This window comes from Amycolatopsis sp. NPDC049688, assembly GCF_040674975.1.
Lineage (GTDB): Bacteria > Actinomycetota > Actinomycetes > Mycobacteriales > Pseudonocardiaceae > Amycolatopsis.
Genome location: NZ_JBFANY010000009.1, coordinates 76,187 through 98,319 on the forward strand (window position 1 = coordinate 76,187; position 22,133 = coordinate 98,319).

Here is a 22,133-nt window from a genome sequence, read left to right on the forward strand (position 1 = left end):
TTCCTTTCCCCGCGCGTCTTTCCGTTATAGGCGCCGGTCCGGGCGTGGTCGATCGGCCGGAAGTCTGATGTGCTCTCCCCGATGTGGGGTTGTTTTCGGTGGAACGGTTTCTGTCGGTGACGCACTCTCACTCTTCCGGGGCGGATCTACGTCGGCCACCTTTTCGTGTGATGACAGGTGTTCGAGAGCCGGTAATCTCGAAGTGTGTCCGTGAGCCGCCCCTAGTCGTAACACCCTTCAACTATCCACTGTGGACTATCACCGATGGGAGCCGTGAGCAGCAGAGCGATATCACCGTCGGCGTCGCCTTCCAGCACCACCTGCAGCCGCACGAGCGGCCGCTCACCGCGGCGGGTGGGCAGGGCCGGGTGGACCACCCACGGGCCCGCCGAGCCGAGGACGCGGCGGGCCGGGCCGCCGTCGACGGCCACCGTGGACGGCGGGTAGCCGAGTTCGCCGCGGGTGGTGCAGCGGACGACGTCACCGACCGCGTCGAGAACCTCCGCCGGGACCGGGCGGCGGGGCACGACCGTCGGCGAGGGGGCCGGCAGCCGGCCGGGCCACGGGCGGTCGGCGGCCAGCGGGCGGCGCGGCTCGCCCCACGGGATCAGCCGGACGCGTTCGGCCGGGCCGCGGCCGCCGTCCAGCAGCGGGGTGACCACCGCGTCCGGGCCGAGCAGGCCTTGGATCCGCACCAGCGCGCGGGCGGCGCGCTCGGCGGCGTCGGCGTCGCGGCCCACCGAACCCAGCTGCAGCTGCAGCGCCTGCCCGCCGACGACCTCTTCGGGGTCGAGGCGCAGCCGGACGATGCCCGCCGTGGGCCGGTCGCGGGCGGTGAGCCAGCCTTCGCACTGCCACCGCACGCGGTCCGCCGTCGAGCGGGCGGTGAGGGGTTCCGCGCAGCGCCAGACGCGTACGCGTTCTTCGCCGGCTTCGGTGACGGCGACGATGGCCAAGCGCGTGCAGGCGAGGCCGTGGTCGGCCAGGCCGGCGAAGAAGCGTTCGCCGAGCGTCTTCGCGACGAAGGCGGCTTCGTCGACCCTGGCCAGCGGCGTCTCGAACGTCTCGGTGACGGCCAGGTCCGGCGGCAGGGCGCGGCGCAGCGGCGGGCGTTCGGAGAGGCCGCGGGCGAGGCGGTGGGCAAGGACGGCGTCCTTCGGGAAGCGGCCGGCGACGTCGCGTTCGGGCAGCGCGGCGAACGCACCGAGGGTGCGCAGGCCGAGCCGCTTGAGCAGGTCGACGAGCTCGCCCCGGTCGTCACCGGGCTGGTCCAGTTCGGCGATCGACAGCGGCGCGAGGAACTCCGCCGCCCGCCCGCGCGCAACGACGGCGGACCGGCGGGCGGCGAGGGTCCCGGCGAACAGCCCGTCGGCGACCCCGACCTGGCACTCGACCCCGGCCCGCGCGGCAACCTCGTCGATGAGCAGCTCGGCGAGCGCGGCTTCCCCGCCGAAGTACCCGGCGGCCCCGTCGACGGGAACGGCGACCACACCGGGCCGCACGACCTCGACCCCGACGGCCTGCGCCTCGACGGCGGCGGCGACGGGTTCGAAGAGCCGGGCATCACGATCGGGATCATGCTGGTGCACAACGAGTTCCGGACACCGAGACTGGGCATCCCGCCGCCGCATCCCCCGCCGGACGCCACTGCGCCGCGCGGAGGCAGAGCAGGCAACAACGCGGCTCCCGGAGAAGACGGCGGCGGCCGAAGTGGGCGAAGTACCGGCTGCAGCCCCGGCGGCGACGACCGGCCAGTCGGGACACCACAGGACGAGCAGCCGTGGCGCATCAGTCATCCCCGGACGCCGCGCGGCGGGCAGCACACGTGATCGGAGGGACGACACGCGTGATTGCAGGGACGACACGCGTGACTGGAGGGTCGACACGCGTGACTGGAGGGTCGACACGCGTGACTGGAGGGACGACACGATGCTGCCGCCCTCCCCGGCCTCGGCACTCGTGGCCGCGGCGGGCTTGGTCGGTGAGGGGGTGCCCATCGCGGGCCCGCCGAGCAGCTCGCAGCCCGCCGCGCGCCCGAGCAGCAAGCCGCAACCCACCGCGCGCCTGCCGAGCAGCTCGCGGCCCGTGTGGGCGGGTAGCGGGGTGCAGCGGCGCAAAGGCGATCGCGCGCCTCACCCCGCCACCTCGACCAGCCGCCACTCCCGCTGCGCGCCGAGCGCCTGCCGAGCAACCCGCAACCCACCGCACACCTGCCGAACAGCTCGCGGCCCGCGCGGGCGGTCGGCCGGGTGCACCGGCGCAAAGGCACACCCCGCTACCTCGACCAGCCGCCACTCCCGCTGCGCGCCGAGCGCCCGCCGAGCAGGCCGCAGCCCACCGCGCACCCGACCAGCAAGCCGCAGGCCACTGCGCGGCTGCCGGGGAGCTCGCGGCCCGTGTGGGCGGGGGGCGGGGTGCAGCGGCGCAAAGGCGATCGCGCGCCTCACCCTGCCACCTCGACCAGCCGCCGCCCCCGCTGGGCGCCGGGCGCTACCGTTCCCTCCGGGGCCGGGAGCTGCAACGGGACCGTCCGCGGGCGGGCCGCCGCGCCGCGGCCGTGGCTCGTCGCCAGTACCTCGCGGCTTCTCAGGTGGCCGTGGCCGTCCTGGGTGAGGCCGTGCCAGCGTCGTCCCGACACCCTCAGCTCCAGGTCCGCGCCCGGCCAGGACCCCACCGCCAGCAGGACCGTGCCCCGGTTGCGGACCCGGCCCGCCAGCCGGCGGGCCGTCTCCGGGGCCAGCCCGCGGGCCTGGCCGAGCACCACCACGTCGAACCCGTCCACCAGGGCCGAAACCACCGGCACCAGCTCCGCTCCGGGGTCCGGGACCAGCGCGATCCGCTCCAGGTCCACGCCGAGTTCCGCCGCCGCGGCCAGGCCCAGTTCCGGCAGGCCCGTCACCGCCGCCCAGGAACCGGCGCGGGTGGGCGCCGCCAGGAGGGCCAGCACCAGGGAGGTCGCTCCGCGCACCGCGATCGTGCTTCCCCGGCGCAGGCCGCCGCCGGGCAGCAGCGCCGCCAGCGGGGGCAGCACCGCCAGCAGCTCCGCGTCCGGGGACGGCTCACGCAGCTGCGCGGCCGTGCCGACCCCCGGAATCGCCGTGAGCCCGGCCAGCGCCTCGGGCACCGCCACCACCCACCTCCAGCACCACGTACTCGTACCGGAGACACCCGCGTGAGGAAGCCACAGGCGAACCCAGAACACTTATCGAACACTTGTTCGCATAGTGCGAGACGACCGGCCCCGCTGTCAAGCCGGACGGGCGGACCTCACCCGGGCGAGATCATCCGGCTCACGATCCACGCGTGCTCGCCCAGCTGCCGCCCGCGCGTGAACCCGTGTTCCTCGAACAGCTCCACCGTCCCGCTGAACAGGAACCGGGCCGGCGCGGCACGGCCCGCCGTCACCTCGGAGACCGCCTCGACGAGCCCGCCGCCGTCCTGCGCGATCTGCGCCAGCGCCCCGCCCAGCGCCGCGCGGGCGACGCCGCGGCCGCGGTGCTTCCGGTCGACGAAGACGCACGTGATCCGCCAGTCCGGCCGGGGCGGCGTCGCCTTGTCGTACGCCCGCCGGTGCTTGATCCCGGGCAGCTCGGCGGGGCTGCCGTACTGGCACCAGCCCTGGGCGACGCCGTCGTCGTCCAGCACCAGCGCCGCGTGCGCGCCACCCGTGCGGACGCGGTCCTCCTTGATCGCGCGGCGGACCGGGCCGCGCTGCGCGCGTTCCGGGTGGAACCCGAGGCACCAGCAGCCGCCGAAGATGCCGTTGTTGCGTTCCACGAGTTCCGCGAACGCCGCCCACGTCGAGGCGTCGAGGGCTCGGACGGTGTACGCCATCCCCCGGAGTCTGCCGCATCCAGGGGTGTGACGCGGGTCGCCGTCACAGCCTCGTCCGCTGCCTCGTCCAGGGGGTGAAGCGAGAAAAGAGGACGAAATGCGCCGAATCCTGATCGTCGGCGGGGGTTACGCCGGGTTCTACGCCGCCTGGAAGCTCGAGAAGCAGCTGCGGCACGGCGAGGCGGAGGTCACGCTCGTCGATCCCCGTCCCTACCTGACCTACCAGCCGTTCCTGCCCGAGGTCGTGGCCGGCTCGGTCGAGGCGCGGCACGCCGCCGTGCCGCTGCGGCGGCACCTGCGCCGCACGCGGGTCGTCGCCGGGGCGGTGACCGCCATCGACCACGGCCACCGTGTCGTCACCGTGCAGCCGGCCGACGGCGGCCCCCGGGAACTGGGCTACGACCTGATCGTCGTCACCGCCGGCGCGGTCACCCGGACGCTGCCCGTGCCCGGCATCGCCGAGCAGGCCATCGGCCTCAAGCACGTCGAAGAGGCCGTCGCCATCCGCGACCGGCTGCTCACCGGGTTCGACCGCGCCGCCGCGTTGCCGGCAGGGCCACAACGGCGGAAGCTGCTCACCGTCACGTTCGTCGGCGGCGGCTTCTCGGGTGTCGAGGGCTTCGGCGAGCTGCTGTCGCTGGCGACCGCGCTGCTCGAGCACTACCCGGAACTGCGCCGCGACGAACTGCGGTTCCACCTCGTCGAGGCGTCGGGCCGCATCCTGCCCGAGGTCACCGACCGGCCGGGCCGCTGGGTCGTGCGGGAACTGGAACGCCGGGGTGCCCGCGTCCACCTGAACACCCTGGTGACGTCGGCGGAAGACGGCCACGTGACGCTCTCGACCGGCGAGGAGTTCGACGCCGGGCTCATCGTCTGGACCGCCGGCAACGGCGCCAACCCGGTCATCGGCCGGCACACCGACCTCCCGGTCGACGACCGCGGTTACCTCGTGGTGCGCCCGGATCTGCGGGTCGAGGGTGTGGCCGACGCCTGGGCCGCGGGCGACGCCGCCGCGGTGCCCGACCTGACGATGCCGGGCGCGCGGACCGTACCCAACGCCCAGCACGCCTACCGGCAGGGAAAACTGCTGGCCCGCAACATCGTCGCGACGCTGCGCGGCCGGGAACCGAAGCCGTACGTCCACCACAGCCTGGGCGCGATCGCCACGCTCGGCCTGGGGCGCGGGATCTTCCAGTACAAGCGGATCGTCCTCACCGGACTCCCGGCGTGGCTGATGCACCGCGGCTACCACGTGCTGGCCGTGCCCACTTGGGAACGCAAGGTCCGCGTTCTCGCGGTGTGGCTGACGCAGGCGCTGTTCGGCCGTGACATCCTCAGCCTGGCTTCGGTGCAGCACCCGCGGGACGCCTTCGTGGCGGCGGGCCGCACCGTCACCGATGCGGCCCGCCCCGACCATCAGCCCGCGAACGGGCTCGCGTCGATCCCGCAGGTCTGGCCCGCGGCCGGGAAGGTGCCCGAGATCAGGTAGTCCCGCTTGACCTTCTCGGTGCACGTGCTCGGCACGTACATCGACGAGTGGCCGTAGCCCTCGGTGACGAACACCCGCGCCCGCGCCAGTTCCGCCGCGCCGTCGCGCGCGCCGGGCAGCGGCGTGGACGGGTCGTAGTGGTTGTTCAGCACGAGGATCTCCGCCGACGTCGGGCGGTTCCACGGGCCGGTGTACCGGTCGGTGTCCTTCGCCTTCCAGTAAGCGCAGCTCATCATGTCCAGCACCGCGATCCGCCCGAAGTACGGCACGCGCTGGTCTTCGGACTCGGCGTACCGGCTGTAGACCGCCGGGTCGGTGGGCACGTCGCTGTCGCTGCACTGGATGGCGTTGAACGCCTCGGTGCGGTTCGAGGTGTACTGCTCACCCTTGACGGCGGCCGAGCGCAGGGCCGGCGTGGCCGGAGCGTCGTAGAGCCGCTGCAGCAGCGCGGCGATGTCCGGCCAGCCGCGCGAGTCGGACAGGTCGGCGGCCGCGTTGATGATGCCGGAGTAGGTCCACGTCTCGCCGTTGCTGACGATCGGAGCCTGCTTCGCGCGAGCCGTCAGCGCCACCCACTTCGCCTTCGGGTCACCCGAGGAGAACGCGCACTTCGGGCCGGCTTCCGTGCACAGCCGCAGGAACTGCTCGAAGGTCTGCGCGATGCCGGTCGCGACGTCCTGGCGGGTGTCCAGCGGGACGCTCTTGCCGTTGCCGTTCTGGCCGGTCGCGTTGCCGGCGAAGTCCATGGTGCCGTCGAACACCATCGCCCGGATCCGGTTCGGGAACAGGTTCGCGTACGTCGCGCCGAGCTGCGTCCCGTAGGAAATGCCGTGGTAGTTCAGCTTCGGGTCGCCGACCGCCCGGCGCAGCAGCTCCAGGTCGCGGGCGGTGTTGGCCGTCGAGACGTGCTCCAGGATCGGGCCCGCCTTGGCCGAGCAGCGGTCGGCCAGCTCCTTCGACTTGGCGTAGAAGGCCGCGTTCCCGCTCGGGTCACCCGGCATCTCCGGGAACGATCCGAAGAACGACTCCTGCTCGGCCAGGGAGTCGAAGCACCGGACGGCGGTGCTGTGGCCGATCCCGCGCGGGTCCCACGAGACCAGGTCGAACCGCGCGCGCAGTTCGTCGGAGAACAGCCACGGCCACTTGCCGCGTTCCCGCAGCCGCTGCAGGCCGGACGCGCCGGGGCCGCCGAAGTTGACGAACAGCGAGCCGATCCGGTGCGCGGGATCGGTGGCGGGCAGCTTGATCAGCGCGAGGTCGATCTTCGCGCCGGACGGCCGGTCGTAGTCCAGCGGCACCGAAGCGGTGGCGCACTGGAACCCGTCTTCACAGCCGGTCCAGCTCAGTTGTGGCGTCGGCACTTTGTCGACGGACACCGGTGCCGCGGACGCGACCACGGGACCCGCCGAGACGGCCATCGAGACACCGAGCGCGACGACGAGGCCGCGCACGATGCCTCCCCCAGGAAAACGACGCACGAGAAATCCTCTCGGGAAGGGAACGATCATCCCTCCAGACGGGCGAGGGGGTGGCGAGGTTGATCGCCGGGGCGAAAAAGATCTCTGGCGGACAACCGGAGCACTTAGCTATAGTACTAGTTAACTAGATAAATGGAGTTGCCGATGATCGAGTTCCACCTGGACACGAGGTCCGGCCTGTCGCCGTACCAGCAGCTGGTCCAGCAGGTGCGGCACGCGCTGCGCCTCGGCCTGCTCACCGAGGGGGACCAGCTCCCGAAGGTCAAGGACGTGGTCGCGAGCCTCGCGATCAACCCGAACACCGTGCTGAAGGCCTACCGCGAGCTGGAGCACGACGGCCTCGTCTCGGCCCGCCCCGGTGTCGGCACCTTCGTGACGGCGACCCTGAACGGCGCCTCGTTCGCCGCGATGGCGCCGTTGCGGCAGGACCTCCGCCGCTGGCTGGCCAAGGCGCGCCGGGCCGGCCTCGACGAAGAGAGCATCGAGGCCCTGCTGATGTCCACGTTTCGCGACTCCGCCAGAGAGGACATAGCGTGATCGTCCTGAAGGCCCAGGGACTGGGCAAGAACTACCAGCGCAAGCAAGCGCTTACCGGCTGCACGCTGGAGATCGAAGCCGGCCACGTCACCGGGCTCGTCGGGCCCAACGGGGCCGGCAAGTCGACGCTGCTGAACATCGCGGCCGGCATGCTGGAGCCGACGACCGGCACGATCGAGGTGTGCGGCGGGGTACCGGGCAGCGGCCCGGAGCAGCTGGCCAAGGTGGGCTACGTCGCCCAGAACACACCGGTCTACAGTGGACTGACGATCGAAGAGCACCTGCGGCTCGGCGCCCACCTCAACCCGGGCTGGGACGCCTCGCTCGCCGAAAAGCGTGTCGAACGCCTCGGGCTGGACCCGAAGCAGCACGCGGGCAAGCTCTCCGGCGGCCAGCGCGCCCAGCTGGCCCTGACGATCGGCATCGCCAAGCGCCCCGAACTGCTGCTGCTCGACGAGCCGGTCGCCGCGCTGGACCCGCTGGCGCGCCGGGAGTTCCTGCAGGACCTGATGGAAGCCGTCGCCGAACACGGGCTGTCGGTCGTGATGTCCTCGCACCTGGTCAACGACCTCGAGCGGGTCTGTGACCACCTCGTCGTGCTGGTGGCCTCGCAGGTCCGGGTGATCGGCGAGGTGGAGAAACTGCTCGCCACGCACCACCGGCTCTCCGGGCCGCGCCGGGACCTCGACACGCTGCCGGCGGACCAGCACGTCGTCTCGGCGAAGCACACCGACCGCCAGACGACCGTCCTCGTCCGCACCGAGGCGCCGATCCTCGATCCCGCGTGGACGGTCGGGCAGATCGGCCTCGAAGACCTCGTCCTCGAGTACATGAGCAACCCCGTCGCCGCCCGCCCCGCCCTGGAGGTCCTCCGATGACCTGGCTGACCTGGCGCCAGTTCCGCACGCCCGCGCTGTCGGTGCTCGCCGCCCTGATCGCGATCGCCGTCGTGCTCGCGATCACCGGGCCGGAACTGGTGGGCCGCACGGACTTCAACGACGAAGACGTGCTCTTCAGCGGGACGATCCTGGTGCTGTACCTGCTGCCCGCGGTGATCGGCGTCTTCTGGGGCGTCCCGATGATCACCCGCGAGCTGGAGAGCGGCACGCACAGTCTCGTGTGGAACCAGACCGTCACCCGCAGGCGGTGGCTCACCACCAAACTCGGGTTCGGCCTGCTCGCCGCCATGATCGCGGCGGCCCTGCTCGGCTGGGCGGTCTCGTGGTGGGCGAGCCCGATCGACGCGCTCGCCGCGGTCCAGACCGACCGCGGGATGCTGCCGCGCATCTCGCCGGTGGTGTTCGGCGCGCGCGGGATCGTCCCGATCGGGTACGCGGCTTTCGCGCTCGTCCTCGGCGTCGCGGTCGGGATGCTGCTCAAGCGGACCGTGCCCGCGATGGCCGTCACGCTCGTCACGCTCGCCGCCGTGCTGGTCCTGGTGCCGGCCTTCGTGCGCCCGTACCTGCTGCCGCCGCAGGTCCAGACGGTCCCGATCGTCGCGGAGGACGTCACGAACATCACCGGCAACGACAAGCAGGGGATCACCGAGATCGGCGTGCGGAAACCGGCCGGGGCCTGGGAACTGGCGAACGAAACCGTGGACCCGGCCGGGAACGTGGCCGACCCGCTGCCGTCCTTCGTGCAGGACTGCTCCCCGAAACCGGGTCAGGGCCCGCCGGAGCGCGGCACGCTGGAAGCGTGCGTGGCCCAGCTGGGCACCCACGGCTACCAGCAGCGGCTGACCTTCCAGCCGGGTTCGCGGTTCTGGCCGCTGCAGTGGCTCGAACTGGCGCTCTACCTCGCCGTCACGGCCCTGCTCACCTGGTTCTGCTTCCGCCGTCTCCGCCACCTGTCCTGACCGATTCCGACTGGGGGAACCATGCGCACTCTCGCGGTGGCCACCGCAATCACGCTCACGTTGTCCGCGTCGCCCGCCTCGGCGGCCACGACGCCGTTCCTGCCCGCCCCGACCGGGCACCAGCCGGTCGGCGTCACCACACTGTCCATGAAGGACACTTCACGCCCGGACCCGTGGGTGCCGTCGGTGCCCTACCGGGAGCTGATGGTCTCGCTCTTCTACCCGGCGACCTCGGGAGGAGGGCCGAAGAAACAGTACATGACTCCCCTCGAGTCCGAACGCAACCTCGAGCGGCAGAACATCCCGGGCCTCCCGCTGGACGTCTTCAGCACGGTCCGGACGAACGCCGTCGCCGACGCGAGGCCGGCCGGGCGGTGGCACGGCCTGCCCCTGGTCGTGCTGTCCCCGGGCTGGACGCAGCCCCGGGCGACGCTCACCGCGCTGGCCGAGGACCTCGCCAGCCGCGGGTACGCCGTGGCGGCGATCGACCACACCTACGAAAACCGCGCCACGACCTTCCCCGACGGCCACGTCACCGGCTGCGCCGCCTGCGAGGTCGACGACCGGCCCGGCTTCTGGGAGAAGTTCGCGCAGGCCCGGACGAAGGACACGACGTTCGTGCTCGACGAGCTGCTGGCTTCGAAGTGGGGCGCGCTGATCGACCCGCAGCGCATCGGCATGACCGGCCACTCCGCGGGCGGCGCGATCACCACCCAGGCGATGCTGGCCGACCGGCGCATCCGCGCGGGTGCCGACCTCGACGGCAGCATCCACGTCCCGCTCCCGGCGTCCGGGCTGGCCCGGCCGTTCCTGTTCGTGGGCAGCATGGACAACTACACCCCGGGTGCGCCCGGGCCGTACGACGACTGGGAAACCGACTGGCCGCACCTGACCGGCTGGAAGCGCTGGATCATGGTCTCCGGCACGGTCCACGCGTCGTTCACCGACCTCGGCGTGCTCGCCGCGCAGCTGGGGGTCGACATCGGCGACTCGATCGACCCCTACCGCGCACTGACCGTCACGCGGAACTACGTAAGCGCTTTCTTCGACCAGCACCTGCGCTGCCGTCCGCAGCCGCTGCTGGCCGCGCCCTCGCCCGCCTACCCGGAAGTGAGCTTCATCGGATGAGAATCGGCAGCCTCGTGGCCACCACCGCAGCCGCCCTCGCCCTCACGGCGCCGCCCGCGTCGGCGGACACCCCCCACCAGGAGGCCCACCCCACCATGACCACCACGCCGTACCTGCCCGCCCCGACGGGGAACCGGCCGGTGGGCAGCACGTCCGTGTACCTGAAGGACACTTCGCGCCCCGACCCTTGGGTGCCGTCGGTCCCCTACCGGGAGCTGATGGTCTCGCTCTTCTACCCGGCCGCCTCGGGAGACGGGCCGAAGACGCAGTACCTGACCGCGGCGGAGTCCGCGGCCCTGCTGACCGGCAGCGGCCTCGACGTGCCGCCGGACCTGCTCACCACGATGGTGACGAACTCCGTGGCCGACGCCCGGCCGGCGGGACACCGGCTGCCGCTGATCGTGCTGTCGCCCGGGTACACCAAGCCCCGGGCCACGCTCAGCGCGCTGGCCGAGGACCTGGCGAGCCACGGGTACGCCGTCGCGCTGGTCGGTCACACCTACGAGAACGCCGGCCAGAGCTTCCCGGACGGGCACTTCGCCGGGTGCGCGTCCTGCGACGTCCCGCACGACGACGCGTTCTGGGAGAAACTGGAGCTGGGCCGGGCGAAGGACGTGTCGTTCGTGCTGGACTCGCTGACGCACTCGCGGTGGGCGCCGCTGATCGACAGCTCCCGGATCGGCATGGCCGGGCACTCGATCGGCGGGGCGAGCACCATCCCGGCGATGGTCTCCGACCGCAGGATCAAGGCCGGGATGGACATCGACGGCACGACCCACGTCCCGCTGACCCCGCCCGGGCTGTCCCGGCCGTTCATGTTCCTCGGCCACCAGCTCGGGGCCACCGCCTGCGTGCCGGGCGACCCGACGTGGGAACGGGACTGGCCGCAGCTCACCGGCTGGCGGCGCTGGGCCGACGTGCGGGGCGCCCAGCACGCGTCGTTCACCGACGTGGGCCTGGTGGGTGACGAGCTGGGGGCCGACTACGGCGCGACGACGTCCGCGCTGCGGACCCAGGAGATCACGCGGACGTACGTGAACGCGTTCTTCGACCGGCACCTGCGGGGCGAAACGCGGCCGGTGCTCGATCAGCCGGGCTATCCGGAAGTCACCTTCTGCCACTGAAACCACGGGGGAAGCGGCACTGGGGGTGCCGCTTCCCCCTGTTCAGTGGTCGAGGCCGAGGAACGAAATCGCGTACGCCAGCTGGCCGGTCAGCGGCAGCTGGTGCCCGACGCCGGCGATGCTGACGCCCTCCACCGTGGCCTGCGTGCTCGTGGAGCCGTACCGGGTCCGCGTCCACGACGACTGCGGGTGGTCGGTGAACGCCGGGGTCTGGCCCACCTTGTCCAGGTTGGTCCACTGCTTGATCTCTTCCCCGAAGTTCGGGTACGCGAGCGTCGTGTCGGTGGTGCCGTGCCACAGCTGCATCCGCGGGTAGCGGCCGGTGTAGCCGGGGTACATCGCCCGGGCCAGGTCGCCCCACTGCTGCGCGGTCTTGATCGACTGCCCGCCCGAGCAGGTGCTGTTCCACAGCGAGCCGTTCGTGGTGGCGAAGCACCCGGCGGGGACGCCGGAGAACGCCGAACCCGCGGCGAACACGTCGGGGTACTGGGCGGCCAGCACGTTCGTCATCATCGCCCCGGACGAGAACCCGCTCACGACGACCCGCGCCGGATCGACGTTGTAGCGCGACTTGGCGTAGGCGACCATCGACATGATGCCCGTCGAATCGCCGCCGCCGTTGCGGCGCAGCGCGTTCGGCGTCGAGACGTCGAAGCACTTCTCGCTGCGGGTCGCCTCGGGCAGCACCATGACGTAGCCGTAGCGGTCGGCCGCGGTGACGTAGTCCTTGCCGTTCCAGCCGAAGACCGAGCTCGCCGAGCCGCCGCAGTAGTGCACCAGCACCAGCAGCGCCGGCTTGGCCGCGACCCGGTCCGGCACGTAGACGTACATGTTCAGGTTGGTCGGGTTGTTACCGAAGTTCGTCACCCTGGTCAGCGCGGCCGCGTGGGCGGGCGCGGCCAGGCCGGCCATCGTGACCAGCAGGGCCAGGACCGCGGTGAGCACGCGCTTCATGACACTCCTCCGGGTGCCGCGGCGAGCCGCGGGTTCCCGATGCTGCCCGGGACCGACCGCAGGGCGCTGTACCAGACGGCCGCCATCTTGTCGTAGCCTGCCGCGTTCGGGTGGACGCCGTCGGGCAGCTCGGCGGTGGACACCGCGCTGTGCAGGTTCACCAGGTGCACGTGCTTGCCGGCGTTCACCTTGCCCTGCACGATCCCGGGCAGCGCGTTGTTGAACGTCTGCACGGCGGCGTCCCCGCTCGCCCAGCCGATCGGGATGAGCTGGGCGACGAACACGTCGGCGTTCGGCGCGGTCGCGGTGATGTGGTCGATCAGCGTGGACAGCCGGCCGGGCGCGCCGCCGACGTTGTAGTTCTGCAGGATGTCGTTGGTGCCGATGTGCAGCAGCACCGAGCGGGGGTTGTAGGTGCGCAGCCAGCCGGTGATGTTCGCGTCGATCTGGTCGATGCGCCAGCCGGGGTGGCCCTCGTGGTCGTGGTCCCAGAGACTGGCCGGCCCGTTGAACTGCGAGCCGACGAAGTCGTTGGTGTAGCGGCCGGCGGCCAGGCGCTGCCACAGGCCGATCCGGTAGCCGCCGGGCACGCCGGTGCCGTAGGTGATCGAGTCGCCCAGCGGCATGATCCGCACGCCGCCGTTCGACTCCGCGTTCGCGACACCGGTCAGGCCGGTGAACGCCAGGGCCAGTGCCGCCGCGGCGGCCAGGAGCCGGGTTTTCATCGCCGTCCTCCTCAGCAGGTCGAGTTCGTCTGGGTGAGCAGGCCGAGCCGCCAGGGCAGGCTGTTGTAGTCGCCGCCCGCGTTCGGGTCCTTGCCCTGGTAGAGGTACTGCAGCCGGCACGGGTTGACCGGCAGCGTCTGGTCGTTGCCGGAGCGGATCATTTCGCCGTGGCTGATGTCCTTCGACCACTGGCCGCCGGGGAAGGTCACGTTGTTCGCCCGCGCGAAGGGGTTGCTTTCACTGGCCGCCAGCGGGCTCCAGCTGCCGGCGATGCTCGACGACGTCCAGGAGCGGAAGTAGCGGCGCCCGTCGGAGCCGATCGCCTCCACCAGCAGCAGGTACTGGTTCTGGCCGGCGATCTTGTAGACGTTGCTCGCCTCGAACAGGTTGTTCTTGTTCGAGTCCCGCATCGCGATCACCGTGTTGCCGAAGCCGTTGGGGAAGTTCGCCACGGTGGTCTGCGACCGGTAGAGGTGCCCGTTGTCGTCGGAGGAGAACAGGTAGCAGTTGGCGGCGTCGCAGATGACCCACATGTCGACCCAGTAGCCGTTGCCGATGTTCTGCTTGATGATGTCCGGCATCGCGCCGTAGAAGTTCTTCGGCGCGCTCCAGCCGTTGGGATTCGAGATGTCGCTGTTCGTGGAGTAGGCGGCGTTGCCGTTCTGGTAGACGAGGTACCACTTTCCCTGCGGCGCGAAGTAGAAGACCTGCGGCGCCGCCCGGTAACCCGCGCCGATCGCGGTTTTGTCCAGGTAGTGCTGGGTGGCCGAACCGGCCTGCGACCAGTCGGTGAAATTGAGGTAGACGAGGTTGTAGCCGGCGGCGTTCGCGGTGCTGGCGAACACGTGGTATTTGCCGCCGGAGTAGACGACCGTCGGGTCCTTGATGCCCGCGATGTTGTGCGTGGCGTCGGACTTGGGGCTGATCAGCACACCGCTGGAGCTCCACCGGAAACTCCCCGGCAGCGCGGCACCCGCGGCGGGCGCGGTCCCCAGCGCGGCGAGCAGCACCGACGCGAGGACCAGCAGGGGCCGGAATTTCACGGAACCTCCTTGAGGCAGGCGGAAGTGAACCGGTGGCGGCCGAAACTTTCGCCATCGGCTCCGAAAATCGACGAAGCCTCGAAACTTTCGCTACGAGTGTTAGCGATAACATTCGCAGCGGGAGGTCAGTTTAATACGCAGCGCGAAAGGTGACAACGGGCAACCGGATGGGCCGGGATGCGGTCAGGGAGTCATTTCACCGCATTCGACGGCCGGCGCCGCCGGTCAGAGCTTGCCACCCGCGACCGGAGGCATGTCCGGGGCGTCCGCCACCTCCGTCGCCGACTCGCGGAACAGGTGGTTCTCCACCTCGAACAGGTTGCCACCCGCCCGCTCGACCACCGTGAGCAACGTCGACATCTGCGCCACCTCCTCCACCTGCTCCTTGAGGAACCAGCGCACGAACTGCTCGCCGAGGTAGTCCTCCTCGGTCCGGGCCGCCTTCGCCATCGCCTCGATGTCGGCCGTGACCGCTCGTTCCTGCGCCAGGGCCAGCTCGATCGCTTCGTGCGCGCTGGAGAAGTCGTTGCGCACGTCGCCGCTGCCGGGGATCGCCACCGGCTCGTCGCGGTCGAGGAGGTAGCGGACCATCGCCAGCGCGTGGTTGCGCTCCTCGATCGCCTGCCGGTAGAAGCGCTTGGCCAGCCGGGGCAGGTCACGGGCGTCGAACCAGACGGCCAGGGCGATGTACTGCTGGGCGGCGGTGAACTCGTGGCGGATCTGCGTCCGCAGCAGTTCGGCGAACTTCCGGGTTTCGGCCATGCCCCACAACCTACGACGGACCGGAGCGCACAGCTACGATCGGCGCGATGATCCCCGACCTCTCCGGCGCGGTCGCCTGCGTGACCGGCGCGTCCGGCGGCGTCGGCCGCGGAATCGCGCTCCGGTTCGCCGAAGCGGGCGCGGCCGTCGCGGTGCACCACCGCCGCCCCGGCGCGGCCGACGACGTCGTCGCGGCGATCGAAGCCGCGGGCGGGCGGGCCCGCGCGTTCGCCGCCGAGCTCACCGACGACCAGGCCTGCCACCGCCTGCTCGACGCCGTGGCGGACTGGGGCGGCCGGCTCGACGCGCTGGTGAACAACGCCGGGATCCAGCCGGTCGAGGCGCTCGGCGAGCTGACCGCAGCGCGCTGGCAGGAGATGCTGGACAGCACCCTGACCAGCGCGTTCTCCTGCACCCAGGCCGCGGCACGGGTGCTGCGCGACGGCGGGAGCGTCACGCACATCGCGTCGATCGAGGCCCGGCAGCCGGCGCCCGGGCACGTCCACTACAGCGCGGCCAAGGCGGCACTGGTGATGCACGCCCGCGGCGCGGCCCTGGAATACGGGCCGCGCGGGATCCGGGTCAACACCGTCTCGCCCGGGTTGATCTCCCGGCCGGGCTTGGCGGAGGACTGGCCGGAGGGTGTCGAACGCTGGCGTCGCGCGGCGCCGCTGGGCCGGCTGGGGACACCGGCCGACGTCGGCAACGCGTGCCTGTTCCTGGCCTCGCCGCTGGCGTCCTGGATCACCGGCCACGACCTGATCGTCGACGGCGGGGTCACGGCGCGCCCGACCTGGTGATCCCGTCCGCCTGCTAGAATGGAACGTGTTCTAGTTCCGGGCCCGGGGAGCGCGCGATGTCCGAAAACCCGTTTCCGGTCGTCGACGGCATTCCTCCGGGACGGGCGCTGCTCGGCGACCGCATCCGCGAGCTGATCGAAGCCTCCGTCTGCGTGCGCGACGACGAAGCCGACCTCGCCGCCGCGGCGAGCCGGGTCGAGGCCGTCACCGCCGCCCTGCGGGCCGCCGGCAGCGCGAAACCGCTGCTGCTCGCCGCCCTCGAAGGCGGGGGTCACCTGAGCATCAACAACCCGCTCGAAGGGCCGGGGAACCCCCTCGCCCCGCCGCTGTCGTGGGTGCACGTGGACCGCGAGTCCGTGTGCGCCGACGTCCTGCTCGGTGCCGCGCACGAAGGGCCGCCCGGCCGCGTGCACGGCGGCTGGGTGGCCGCCGTCCTGGACCACGTGCTCGGCCGCGCCACCGCCGCCGCCGGGTTCCCGGGGATGACCGCCTCCCTGACCGTCGACTACCACCACGGGACGCCGTACGCGGTGCCCCTCACGGCCGAAGGCCGCCTGGTCCGCCGCGACGGCCGCAAGCTCCACGCCACCGCCGAGCTCAAGGCGGGTGAGGTGGTCTGCGCCTCGGCGACGGCGATCCTCGTCCACTTCAGCGCCGACCGGTTCCCGGTGTCCACATCGGACTAGGGCACCAGCGTCGTGTGCCGCGGTGCCTCCGAGCTCGACGTCGCCATCAGCACCGCGCAGATCGGGACCGCCATCGCCAGCGCCGCCAGCACGAACACCGGGAACAGGAACGAGAACACCTCCGTGCCGGACGGGTCGGGGGCCGCCGGGTCCAGGTGCAGGCGCACCGCCGCCATGCCCGTGTAGTGCATGCCCGTCACCGCCGCGCCCATCACCAGGCCCGCCGCCAGGCGCGGCAGGAGCTTGTCCAGCCCGACCGTGAACCACAGCGCCGCCGTGGCCGCGACGACGGCGATGACCACCGAGAGCACCACCGTCGTCGGGTCGTAGCCGATCGTGCCCTTGATCTGGACCGCCCACATCCCGGTGTAGTGCATGACGGCCACCGCGAGCCCGGTCAGCAGGCCGCCGAGCAGCAGCCGCTTCCACGCGAACCGGTTGCGGACGCCGAACACCAGCAGCCCGCAGAACACCGCCGCCACCGACAGGACCGCCGACAGCGCCGTGCGCAGGATGTCGTACCGCACCGGCAGGCCGGGCGTGGAAAACCCGAGCATGGCGATGAAGTGCATGACCCAGATGCCGACCCCGCCGATCGACACGGCCGCCAGCACGAGCCAGGTCAGCCGGGTGCGCGGGTTGTCGGTGGAGCGCGCCTGCAGCGTGCAGGCCAGCCCGAGGGCGCAGCCCACCACCGAGGTGAGGTAGGCGAGCACGACGAGCCAGTTGCCCATCGCGAAGTCTTGGTGGTCCATGGGCATTTTCCGCACTCCTTCAGGCGTTGCGTGTTCTGGGCGCGTGGTGTTCGGCGAGCGCGTGCTCGGCCGCGGCGATGAGGGTGTGCTTCGTCGATTCCGGCGAGCGCGCGTCGCACGTGACGACGTCCACCTCCGGCGGGATCTTCAGGGCCTCGCGCACCTGCTCGGGCCCGTGCTGGCGGGTGTCCTGGAACTGGTTGATGGCCACCAGGAACGGCAGGCCGCGCGACTCGAAGAAGTCGATCGAAGCGAAGGAGTCCGCCAGCCGGCGCGTGTCCACCAGGACGATCGCCGCGACCGCGCCGCAGACGAGGTCGTCCCACATGAACCAGAACCGGTGCTGGCCCGGCGTGCCGAAGACGTACAGGATCAGGTCGTCGGCGAGGGTGAGCCTGCCGAAGTCCATCGCCACCGTGGTGGCGAACTTCCCCGGCACCGCTTCGGTCCGGTCCACGCCGACGGCCGCGCTCGTCATGAGCGCTTCGGTCCGCAGCGGGTCGATTTCCGAGACGGCACCGACGAAGGTCGTCTTGCCGGCCCCGAATCCCCCGGCCACGACGATCTTCGCCGAGGTGATCCTTTTGTCAGAGCGCACGTAGTCCACTGAGGACCCTTTCGAGCAGGTCGTTCCGTTCGTCCCAGGAGGCGTCCGCGGTGAGCGTGTCGCGGATCGACACCTGGCCGGCGGCCAGCAGGTCGCCGATGAGCACCCGGGCCACCCCGAGCGGCACGCCCAGGTGGGCGGCCACCTCCGCGACCGACCGCTGGTGCAGGCACAGCTGCGTCACCGCGGCCAGCGGGTTGGTCGGGCTGAAGGGCGCGGTGCGGCCCTCCGCCGTCGTCTCCACGAGGGCCTCCACCGCCAGGTCGACCTTCGGCCGGGTGCGCCCGGAGGTCCACGCGTAGGGGCGGGCCAGCGACGCCGCGTGCCGCCCGCCTCCGCGTCGCCGGCCTTCGGTCACCGGGCCGCCCCCGGGGACGCCGCGGGCCGGGCCGGGGTCTCGACCACCTTCCCGACCCGGTCCACCAGCAACGTCATCTCGTAGCCGACCAGGCCGATGTCGCAGCCGGGATTGGCCAGCACCACCAGGTTCGAGCCGTCGCCGACGTTCATCAGCAGCAGGAAGCCCTGCTCCATCTCGATCACCGACTGCACGACCCGGCCCGCGGTGAACAGGTCCGCGGTGCCGAGCGCGAGGCTGGCGAGACCGGACGCGATCGCCGAGAGCTGGTCGGCGCGGTCGCGCGGCAGGCTGTCGTTCGCCGCCACGAGCAGGCCGTCCGCCGAGACGAGCGCGGCGTGCGCGACGCCCGGCACCTCCTGGGTGAACGCCGAGACCAGCCAGTTCCGGGACCCCTCGGCCACTTGTGTTCCTTCCTGCCGGGTGCTCATCACTGCTCCGCCTCCGGCTCGCCCGCGACCCGGTGCCGGGCCGCGCGCATGCCGCTGTAGTGCCGGGAAAGGTTGTTCCGCACCGCGGCCGGGTCCCGGAAGGACGCGTCCGCCTGCGGCGCGCGGCGCGGGGCCGCCGAACCCGGCGCGAGCTGCGCGCCCGGCTCCCGCGTCGGCAGCCCCGAGCTGGTGAAGTCGAAGTCGTCGAGGGTGCCGACGACCGCGGCTTCGGCGGCCTGGCGGACCTGGTCGGCCGGCGACGCCCAGGCGACCGCCCGCTCCGCCTTCGCCGGGGTCTCGGCGAACCAGTGCGACAGCATCTGGTCGAAGATCGGCGTCGGCGGGTCCGCCACGGCCACCGGCGGCGGTTCTTCGGCCGGCCACCGGGGTTCGAGCTCGTGCCGGGCGGTGCCGTTCACCGGGCCGGCCGCCGGGCCGAGCGCGGGTGGCACGGCCCGGGGCGGCAGGTCGACCAGGATCAGCACGCCCGGCACGTGCACGCTGGCGGTGATGCCGGCACTCGCGGTCCGGGTGGTCGTGGGCCGCAGCCGGACGGTGATGCCGTGGGAGGCGGCCAGCCTGCTGACCACGAACAGGCCCATCCGGCGGGTGGTCTCCGGGCTCACCGCGGCGCCGGCGGCCAGCCGGGCGTTCGCCGCGTCGAGGTCCTCGCGGGTCATGCCGAGCCCGACGTCGACGACCTCGATCAGCAGGCCGCCGTCGAAGCCGCGGTCGGCGGTGAGCACCACCCGCTCGTCCGGCGGGGACGAGCGGATGGCGTTCTCCAGCAGCTCGGCGAGGATGTGCACGACGTCCGCGGCCGCCTCGGCCTGCACCGACCCGCGCGGCGCGTTGCCGAGCGAGACGCGCTGGTAGTCCTTGACCTCCGAGGTCGCCGCGCGCAGCAGCTCGACCGTCGCGACCGGGCCGACGTCCCGGCGCACCGGCCGGCCGCCCGCGAGGACCTGCAGGTTCTCGCCGTTGCGCCGCAGCCGGGTGGCGATGTGGTCGATCTGGAACAGCTCGGCCAGCCGCTGCGGGTCCTGCTCGTCGGCCTCGAGGTCCTCGATCACCGACAACTGCAGCTCCACCAGCGACTGGCTGCGCCGGGACAGCGTCATGAACATCTCGCTGACCTGGATCCGCATCTCGGCCTGCTCGCCGACGGCCAGCCGCACGGCCTGCCGGTGCATGTCGTCGAAGGCCCGCGCGAGCTGCCCGATCTCCTCCTCCGAGTCGACCGGCAGCGGCGCGGTCGCGTGCCAGTCGACGTCCTCGCCCTCGCGGATGCGTTCGATCGTGTCCGGCAGCCGCCGTCGCGCGGTGTCGAGGGCGGCCGCGTGCAGCCGCCGGATCGGGGCGACCACCGAGCGGGCCACGGCCAGCGCGACGGCGAGGGCACCGAGCAGGGACGCGAGCACCAGCGCGGCGTCGCGCAGCGCGTCGGACCGGGCGGTGTTGGTCTGCGCGCCGACCGCGTCCGAAAGCGCCTTGACCTGCTCGGCGAGGATGGTGCCGAGCGTGGCCCGCTTCGCGTCGGGGCCGCCGGCGCCGGGGCTGGTCGCCGCCGCGAACCGGGCGGCCGCCGCGCCGGGCGGCAGGGCCCGGCGGATCTGGCCGGTGAGCACGGTTTCTTCGGCCGCGGCGCGTTCGGCGGCGGTGACCGAAGCGGCTTCGGAGCGGCCCGCCAGCGCTTCCTGGCCCGCCAGGCTGGTGCGCACCTGCACCAATGATTCGGCGATGCCTGCCGACGCGTCGAGATCACCATTCCCGGCCTGCTCGACGATGCCCGCGATCACCTCGCTCAGCGCGACGGTGAAGTCGTGGTAAGCCGCGGTTTTCGCCGCCGGGGAACCGGTCTGCTGGCGCAGGTCGGCCAATTTACCCAGCTGATCTTCCAATGTCCGGGACAGCTGCGGGCTGAGCTGCGAAAAGGCGGCGTCGTGGCGGACCACGGCGGCTTTCTCGTCGACCGCGGCGGTCTGCGCGGCGCCGCCGTCGTGGATCATCTCGTCGTCGACCAGCCCGCCGAGCTCGGCGATCCCTTGCACGATCGGCATTTGGTCGCGGACGGCGCTGAGCCCGCCCGCCCGGGCGAGCTCGCCCTGCACCCGGCCGCCGGCCAGCAGCAGGGCGACCAGGACGGGCAGCAACAGCACGACGGAGATCTTGGTGCGCAACCGCCAGCTGCCGGGATTCCAGGATGCGACGGGACGGCGTGCTGGGGGTTCGTCTTCTTTCATCGGTGGCTTGGCTCGATTCGTACCGGTGGCCCGAGAACGATTTCCGGTTCCTTTTCCGCGGAATTCAGCCGAAGACGTAACTCCGGCGGCGGTGGTGTTGTCAAGGAACGCCGGTCGTTTCCCCCGTACGCACCAATGACACAGCGTGAACTGCCACGGCGCGGCTTTTTACCCTTGCAGAGGGTGAAGAAGGGCGGGATTCGGACGGAATTCCCGGCCGGGTGCGTGAATTTCCGGCGACCACCCTTGATCGCGGCCGCGGGGCGGCGGTTACGCTCGGGCCGGAAGGGGGTGCGCCCGGCGTGTTGAAAGTTCACTTCACGGAAGCGGACCTGGCGAAGGTGACCATCGCCGGGGACGCCGACCCGATGTGGGAGCTGCTGATGAGCAGCTACCGGATCCGGCGGCCGGAGGGTGAGCCGTTCTTCGGCCGCTGGCGCCGGGGATCGCGCTCGGCGGTCCCGGCGTCCGGCCGGCTGGTGATGTCCGCGGTCCCGCCGTACGGCTACTGCCCGGACTTCCTGACCCCGGCCGGCGCCCGCAGCATCGACGAGGGCATCGCGACGGTGCTGGAGACGCCGGAGCGCGCGCTGGCGGCCGACGTCGCCGAGCTGGCGGCCCAGGGCACCCGCGTCCCGGTGTGGCTGCGCCGCGTCGCCGACGGCGAGCCCCGCGAGCTGCGCCGCCTCGGCACGGCGTTGCACGACTACTACCGCCAGTGCGTCGCCCCGGACTGGACGGCGGTGCGCAGGGCGGTGGCCCACGACCGCCACCGCCTGCAGTCGGCCCTGGACCGCGGCGGCCCCCAGCTGCTGCTCTCGACGCTGCACCCGGACATCACGTGGTCCCCGCCGGTGCTGCGGGTCCGGTTCCCGATCGAGCAGGAGCTCCACCTCGACGGCCGCGGGCTGCGCCTGGTCCCGGCGTTCTTCGCGCACGGGATGCCGACGACGTACAAGGACCCGGACCGGCCCCCGGTCCTGGTGTATTCGATCAGCCACCAGCGGTTCGACACCGACGCGGAGCCGGGCCCCTCCCTGGCGGCGCTGCTGGGTCACACGCGGGCGCGGGTGCTGGTGACGGTGGCGAAGACCCGCTGCAACACGAGCGAGCTGGCGGAGTTGACCGGGATCTCCCCGGCGACGGCGAGCCAGCACGCGTCGGTACTGCGGGCGAGCGGGCTGATCAGCAGTTCGCGGTCGGGGAAGTCGCAGATGCACGAGCTGACGCCGCTGGGGCTGGGCTTGATCCGCGCCAGTTGACGGGTCTGCCGCGGCTCTCGTGAGTGGGAAACAGTGTTCTAACGCTGTTTCCCACTCAC

22 protein-coding genes are annotated in these 22,133 nt (G+C 72.0%); 9 read left to right on the plus strand and 13 right to left on the minus strand.

All coding sequences use genetic code 11. The features are described 5' to 3' along the window. Positions 1-221: 221 nt before the first annotated feature. From AB0J55_RS26975 to AB0J55_RS26985, 3 genes are all read right to left on the minus strand, one after another. The gene (locus tag AB0J55_RS26975; protein ID WP_364254025.1) at positions 222-1,796 is read right to left on the minus strand and encodes a DNA polymerase Y family protein; all 1,575 of its coding nucleotides are present in this window, start codon (positions 1,794-1,796) and stop codon (positions 222-224) included. 647 nt (positions 1,797-2,443) lie between these two features. Then, entirely contained in the window at positions 2,444-3,130 is a 687-nt protein-coding gene (locus tag AB0J55_RS26980; RefSeq protein ID WP_364254028.1) for a hypothetical protein, read from the minus strand. 137 nt (positions 3,131-3,267) lie between these two features. Then, positions 3,268-3,834 carry a GNAT family N-acetyltransferase gene (locus AB0J55_RS26985; protein ID WP_364254031.1) on the minus strand — a complete coding sequence of 189 codons (567 nt, stop codon included), beginning with the start codon at positions 3,832-3,834 and terminating at the stop codon, positions 3,268-3,270. Positions 3,835-3,931: 97 nt separating this feature from the next. Here AB0J55_RS26985 and AB0J55_RS26990 point away from each other — a divergent pair, with 97 nt between their 5' ends. Then, a complete protein-coding gene (locus tag AB0J55_RS26990) occupies positions 3,932-5,323 on the plus strand; it encodes an NAD(P)/FAD-dependent oxidoreductase (protein WP_364254034.1) in 1,392 nt (463 codons plus the stop codon). On the opposite strand, the gene AB0J55_RS26995 is transcribed toward AB0J55_RS26990, so the two are convergent. After that, positions 5,251-6,774: an alpha/beta fold hydrolase gene (locus tag AB0J55_RS26995; protein ID WP_364254037.1), complete on the minus strand. Its 1,524-nt coding sequence runs from the start codon at positions 6,772-6,774 to the stop codon at positions 5,251-5,253. The two genes, AB0J55_RS26990 and AB0J55_RS26995, sit on opposite strands and share 73 nt — an antisense overlap. 171 nt (positions 6,775-6,945) lie before the next feature. Between AB0J55_RS26995 and AB0J55_RS27000 the strand changes: the two genes are divergently transcribed. The 5 genes from AB0J55_RS27000 to AB0J55_RS27020 are packed head-to-tail and all read left to right on the plus strand — an operon-like array spanning position 6,946 to position 11,448. Beyond that, positions 6,946-7,338, plus strand: coding sequence for a GntR family transcriptional regulator (locus tag AB0J55_RS27000; protein WP_364254040.1), 393 nt, complete (start codon positions 6,946-6,948; stop codon positions 7,336-7,338). Beyond that, a complete protein-coding gene (locus tag AB0J55_RS27005) occupies positions 7,335-8,216 on the plus strand; it encodes an ABC transporter ATP-binding protein (protein WP_364254043.1) in 882 nt (293 codons plus the stop codon). Before AB0J55_RS27000 ends, AB0J55_RS27005 begins: the two co-directional genes overlap by 4 nt. Further along, the gene (locus tag AB0J55_RS27010) at positions 8,213-9,196 is read left to right on the plus strand and encodes a transporter (RefSeq protein WP_364254046.1); all 984 of its coding nucleotides are present in this window, start codon (positions 8,213-8,215) and stop codon (positions 9,194-9,196) included. The genes AB0J55_RS27005 and AB0J55_RS27010 overlap by 4 nt, the downstream gene beginning before the upstream one ends. Positions 9,197-9,217: 21 nt before the next feature. Beyond that, entirely contained in the window at positions 9,218-10,324 is a 1,107-nt protein-coding gene (locus tag AB0J55_RS27015; RefSeq protein WP_364254049.1) for an alpha/beta hydrolase, read from the plus strand. Further along, positions 10,321-11,448 (plus strand): alpha/beta hydrolase, encoded by a 1,128-nt coding sequence (locus AB0J55_RS27020; protein WP_364254052.1) that lies wholly within the window; start codon positions 10,321-10,323, stop codon positions 11,446-11,448. Before AB0J55_RS27015 ends, AB0J55_RS27020 begins: the two co-directional genes overlap by 4 nt. A 42-nt stretch (positions 11,449-11,490) precedes the next feature. Here the strand turns inward: AB0J55_RS27020 and AB0J55_RS27025 are convergent, their stop codons facing one another. The 4 genes from AB0J55_RS27025 to AB0J55_RS27040 form a co-directional block, all read right to left on the minus strand. Then, on the minus strand, positions 11,491-12,402 hold the full coding sequence (locus AB0J55_RS27025; protein WP_364254055.1) for a PHB depolymerase family esterase: 912 nt from the start codon (positions 12,400-12,402) through the stop codon (positions 11,491-11,493). Beyond that, a complete protein-coding gene (locus AB0J55_RS27030) occupies positions 12,399-13,127 on the minus strand; it encodes an SGNH/GDSL hydrolase family protein (protein ID WP_364254058.1) in 729 nt (242 codons plus the stop codon). Before AB0J55_RS27030 ends, AB0J55_RS27025 begins: the two co-directional genes overlap by 4 nt. Positions 13,128-13,138: 11 nt before the next feature. Continuing rightward, entirely contained in the window at positions 13,139-14,170 is a 1,032-nt protein-coding gene (locus AB0J55_RS27035; RefSeq protein ID WP_364254061.1) for a non-reducing end alpha-L-arabinofuranosidase family hydrolase, read from the minus strand. Between the two features lie 225 nt (positions 14,171-14,395). Then, on the minus strand, positions 14,396-14,932 hold the full coding sequence (locus tag AB0J55_RS27040; RefSeq protein ID WP_364254064.1) for a ferritin: 537 nt from the start codon (positions 14,930-14,932) through the stop codon (positions 14,396-14,398). Positions 14,933-14,979: 47 nt separating this feature from the next. Between AB0J55_RS27040 and AB0J55_RS27045 the strand changes: the two genes are divergently transcribed. Both AB0J55_RS27045 and AB0J55_RS27050 read left to right on the plus strand, forming a co-directional pair. Continuing rightward, a complete protein-coding gene (locus AB0J55_RS27045; RefSeq protein WP_364254067.1) occupies positions 14,980-15,732 on the plus strand; it encodes an SDR family NAD(P)-dependent oxidoreductase in 753 nt (250 codons plus the stop codon). A 56-nt stretch (positions 15,733-15,788) separates the two neighbouring features. Next, positions 15,789-16,418, plus strand: a complete 630-nt coding sequence (locus AB0J55_RS27050) for a PaaI family thioesterase (protein ID WP_364254069.1) — start codon at positions 15,789-15,791, stop codon at positions 16,416-16,418. Here the strand turns inward: AB0J55_RS27050 and AB0J55_RS27055 are convergent. From AB0J55_RS27055 to AB0J55_RS27075, 5 genes are read right to left on the minus strand one after another with little or no spacing between them, the layout of a single operon-like run. Then, entirely contained in the window at positions 16,415-17,173 is a 759-nt protein-coding gene (locus AB0J55_RS27055; protein ID WP_364254776.1) for an MHYT domain-containing protein, read from the minus strand. The genes AB0J55_RS27050 and AB0J55_RS27055 overlap by 4 nt on opposite strands. A 19-nt stretch (positions 17,174-17,192) precedes the next feature. Then, a complete protein-coding gene (locus AB0J55_RS27060) occupies positions 17,193-17,780 on the minus strand; it encodes an ATP/GTP-binding protein (RefSeq protein WP_364254072.1) in 588 nt (195 codons plus the stop codon). Beyond that, entirely contained in the window at positions 17,761-18,138 is a 378-nt protein-coding gene (locus tag AB0J55_RS27065; protein ID WP_364254075.1) for a DUF742 domain-containing protein, read from the minus strand. The genes AB0J55_RS27060 and AB0J55_RS27065 overlap by 20 nt, the downstream gene beginning before the upstream one ends. Then, a complete protein-coding gene (locus tag AB0J55_RS27070; RefSeq protein ID WP_364254078.1) occupies positions 18,135-18,569 on the minus strand; it encodes a roadblock/LC7 domain-containing protein in 435 nt (144 codons plus the stop codon). The genes AB0J55_RS27065 and AB0J55_RS27070 overlap by 4 nt, the downstream gene beginning before the upstream one ends. Continuing rightward, positions 18,569-20,812: an ATP-binding protein gene (locus AB0J55_RS27075; protein ID WP_364254081.1), complete on the minus strand. Its 2,244-nt coding sequence runs from the start codon at positions 20,810-20,812 to the stop codon at positions 18,569-18,571. Before AB0J55_RS27075 ends, AB0J55_RS27070 begins: the two co-directional genes overlap by 1 nt. 302 nt (positions 20,813-21,114) lie before the next feature. On the opposite strand from AB0J55_RS27075, the gene AB0J55_RS27080 reads away from it, so the two are divergent. Further along, positions 21,115-22,074 (plus strand): winged helix-turn-helix domain-containing protein, encoded by a 960-nt coding sequence (locus AB0J55_RS27080; protein ID WP_364254084.1) that lies wholly within the window; start codon positions 21,115-21,117, stop codon positions 22,072-22,074. Positions 22,075-22,133: the final 59 nt, after the last annotated feature.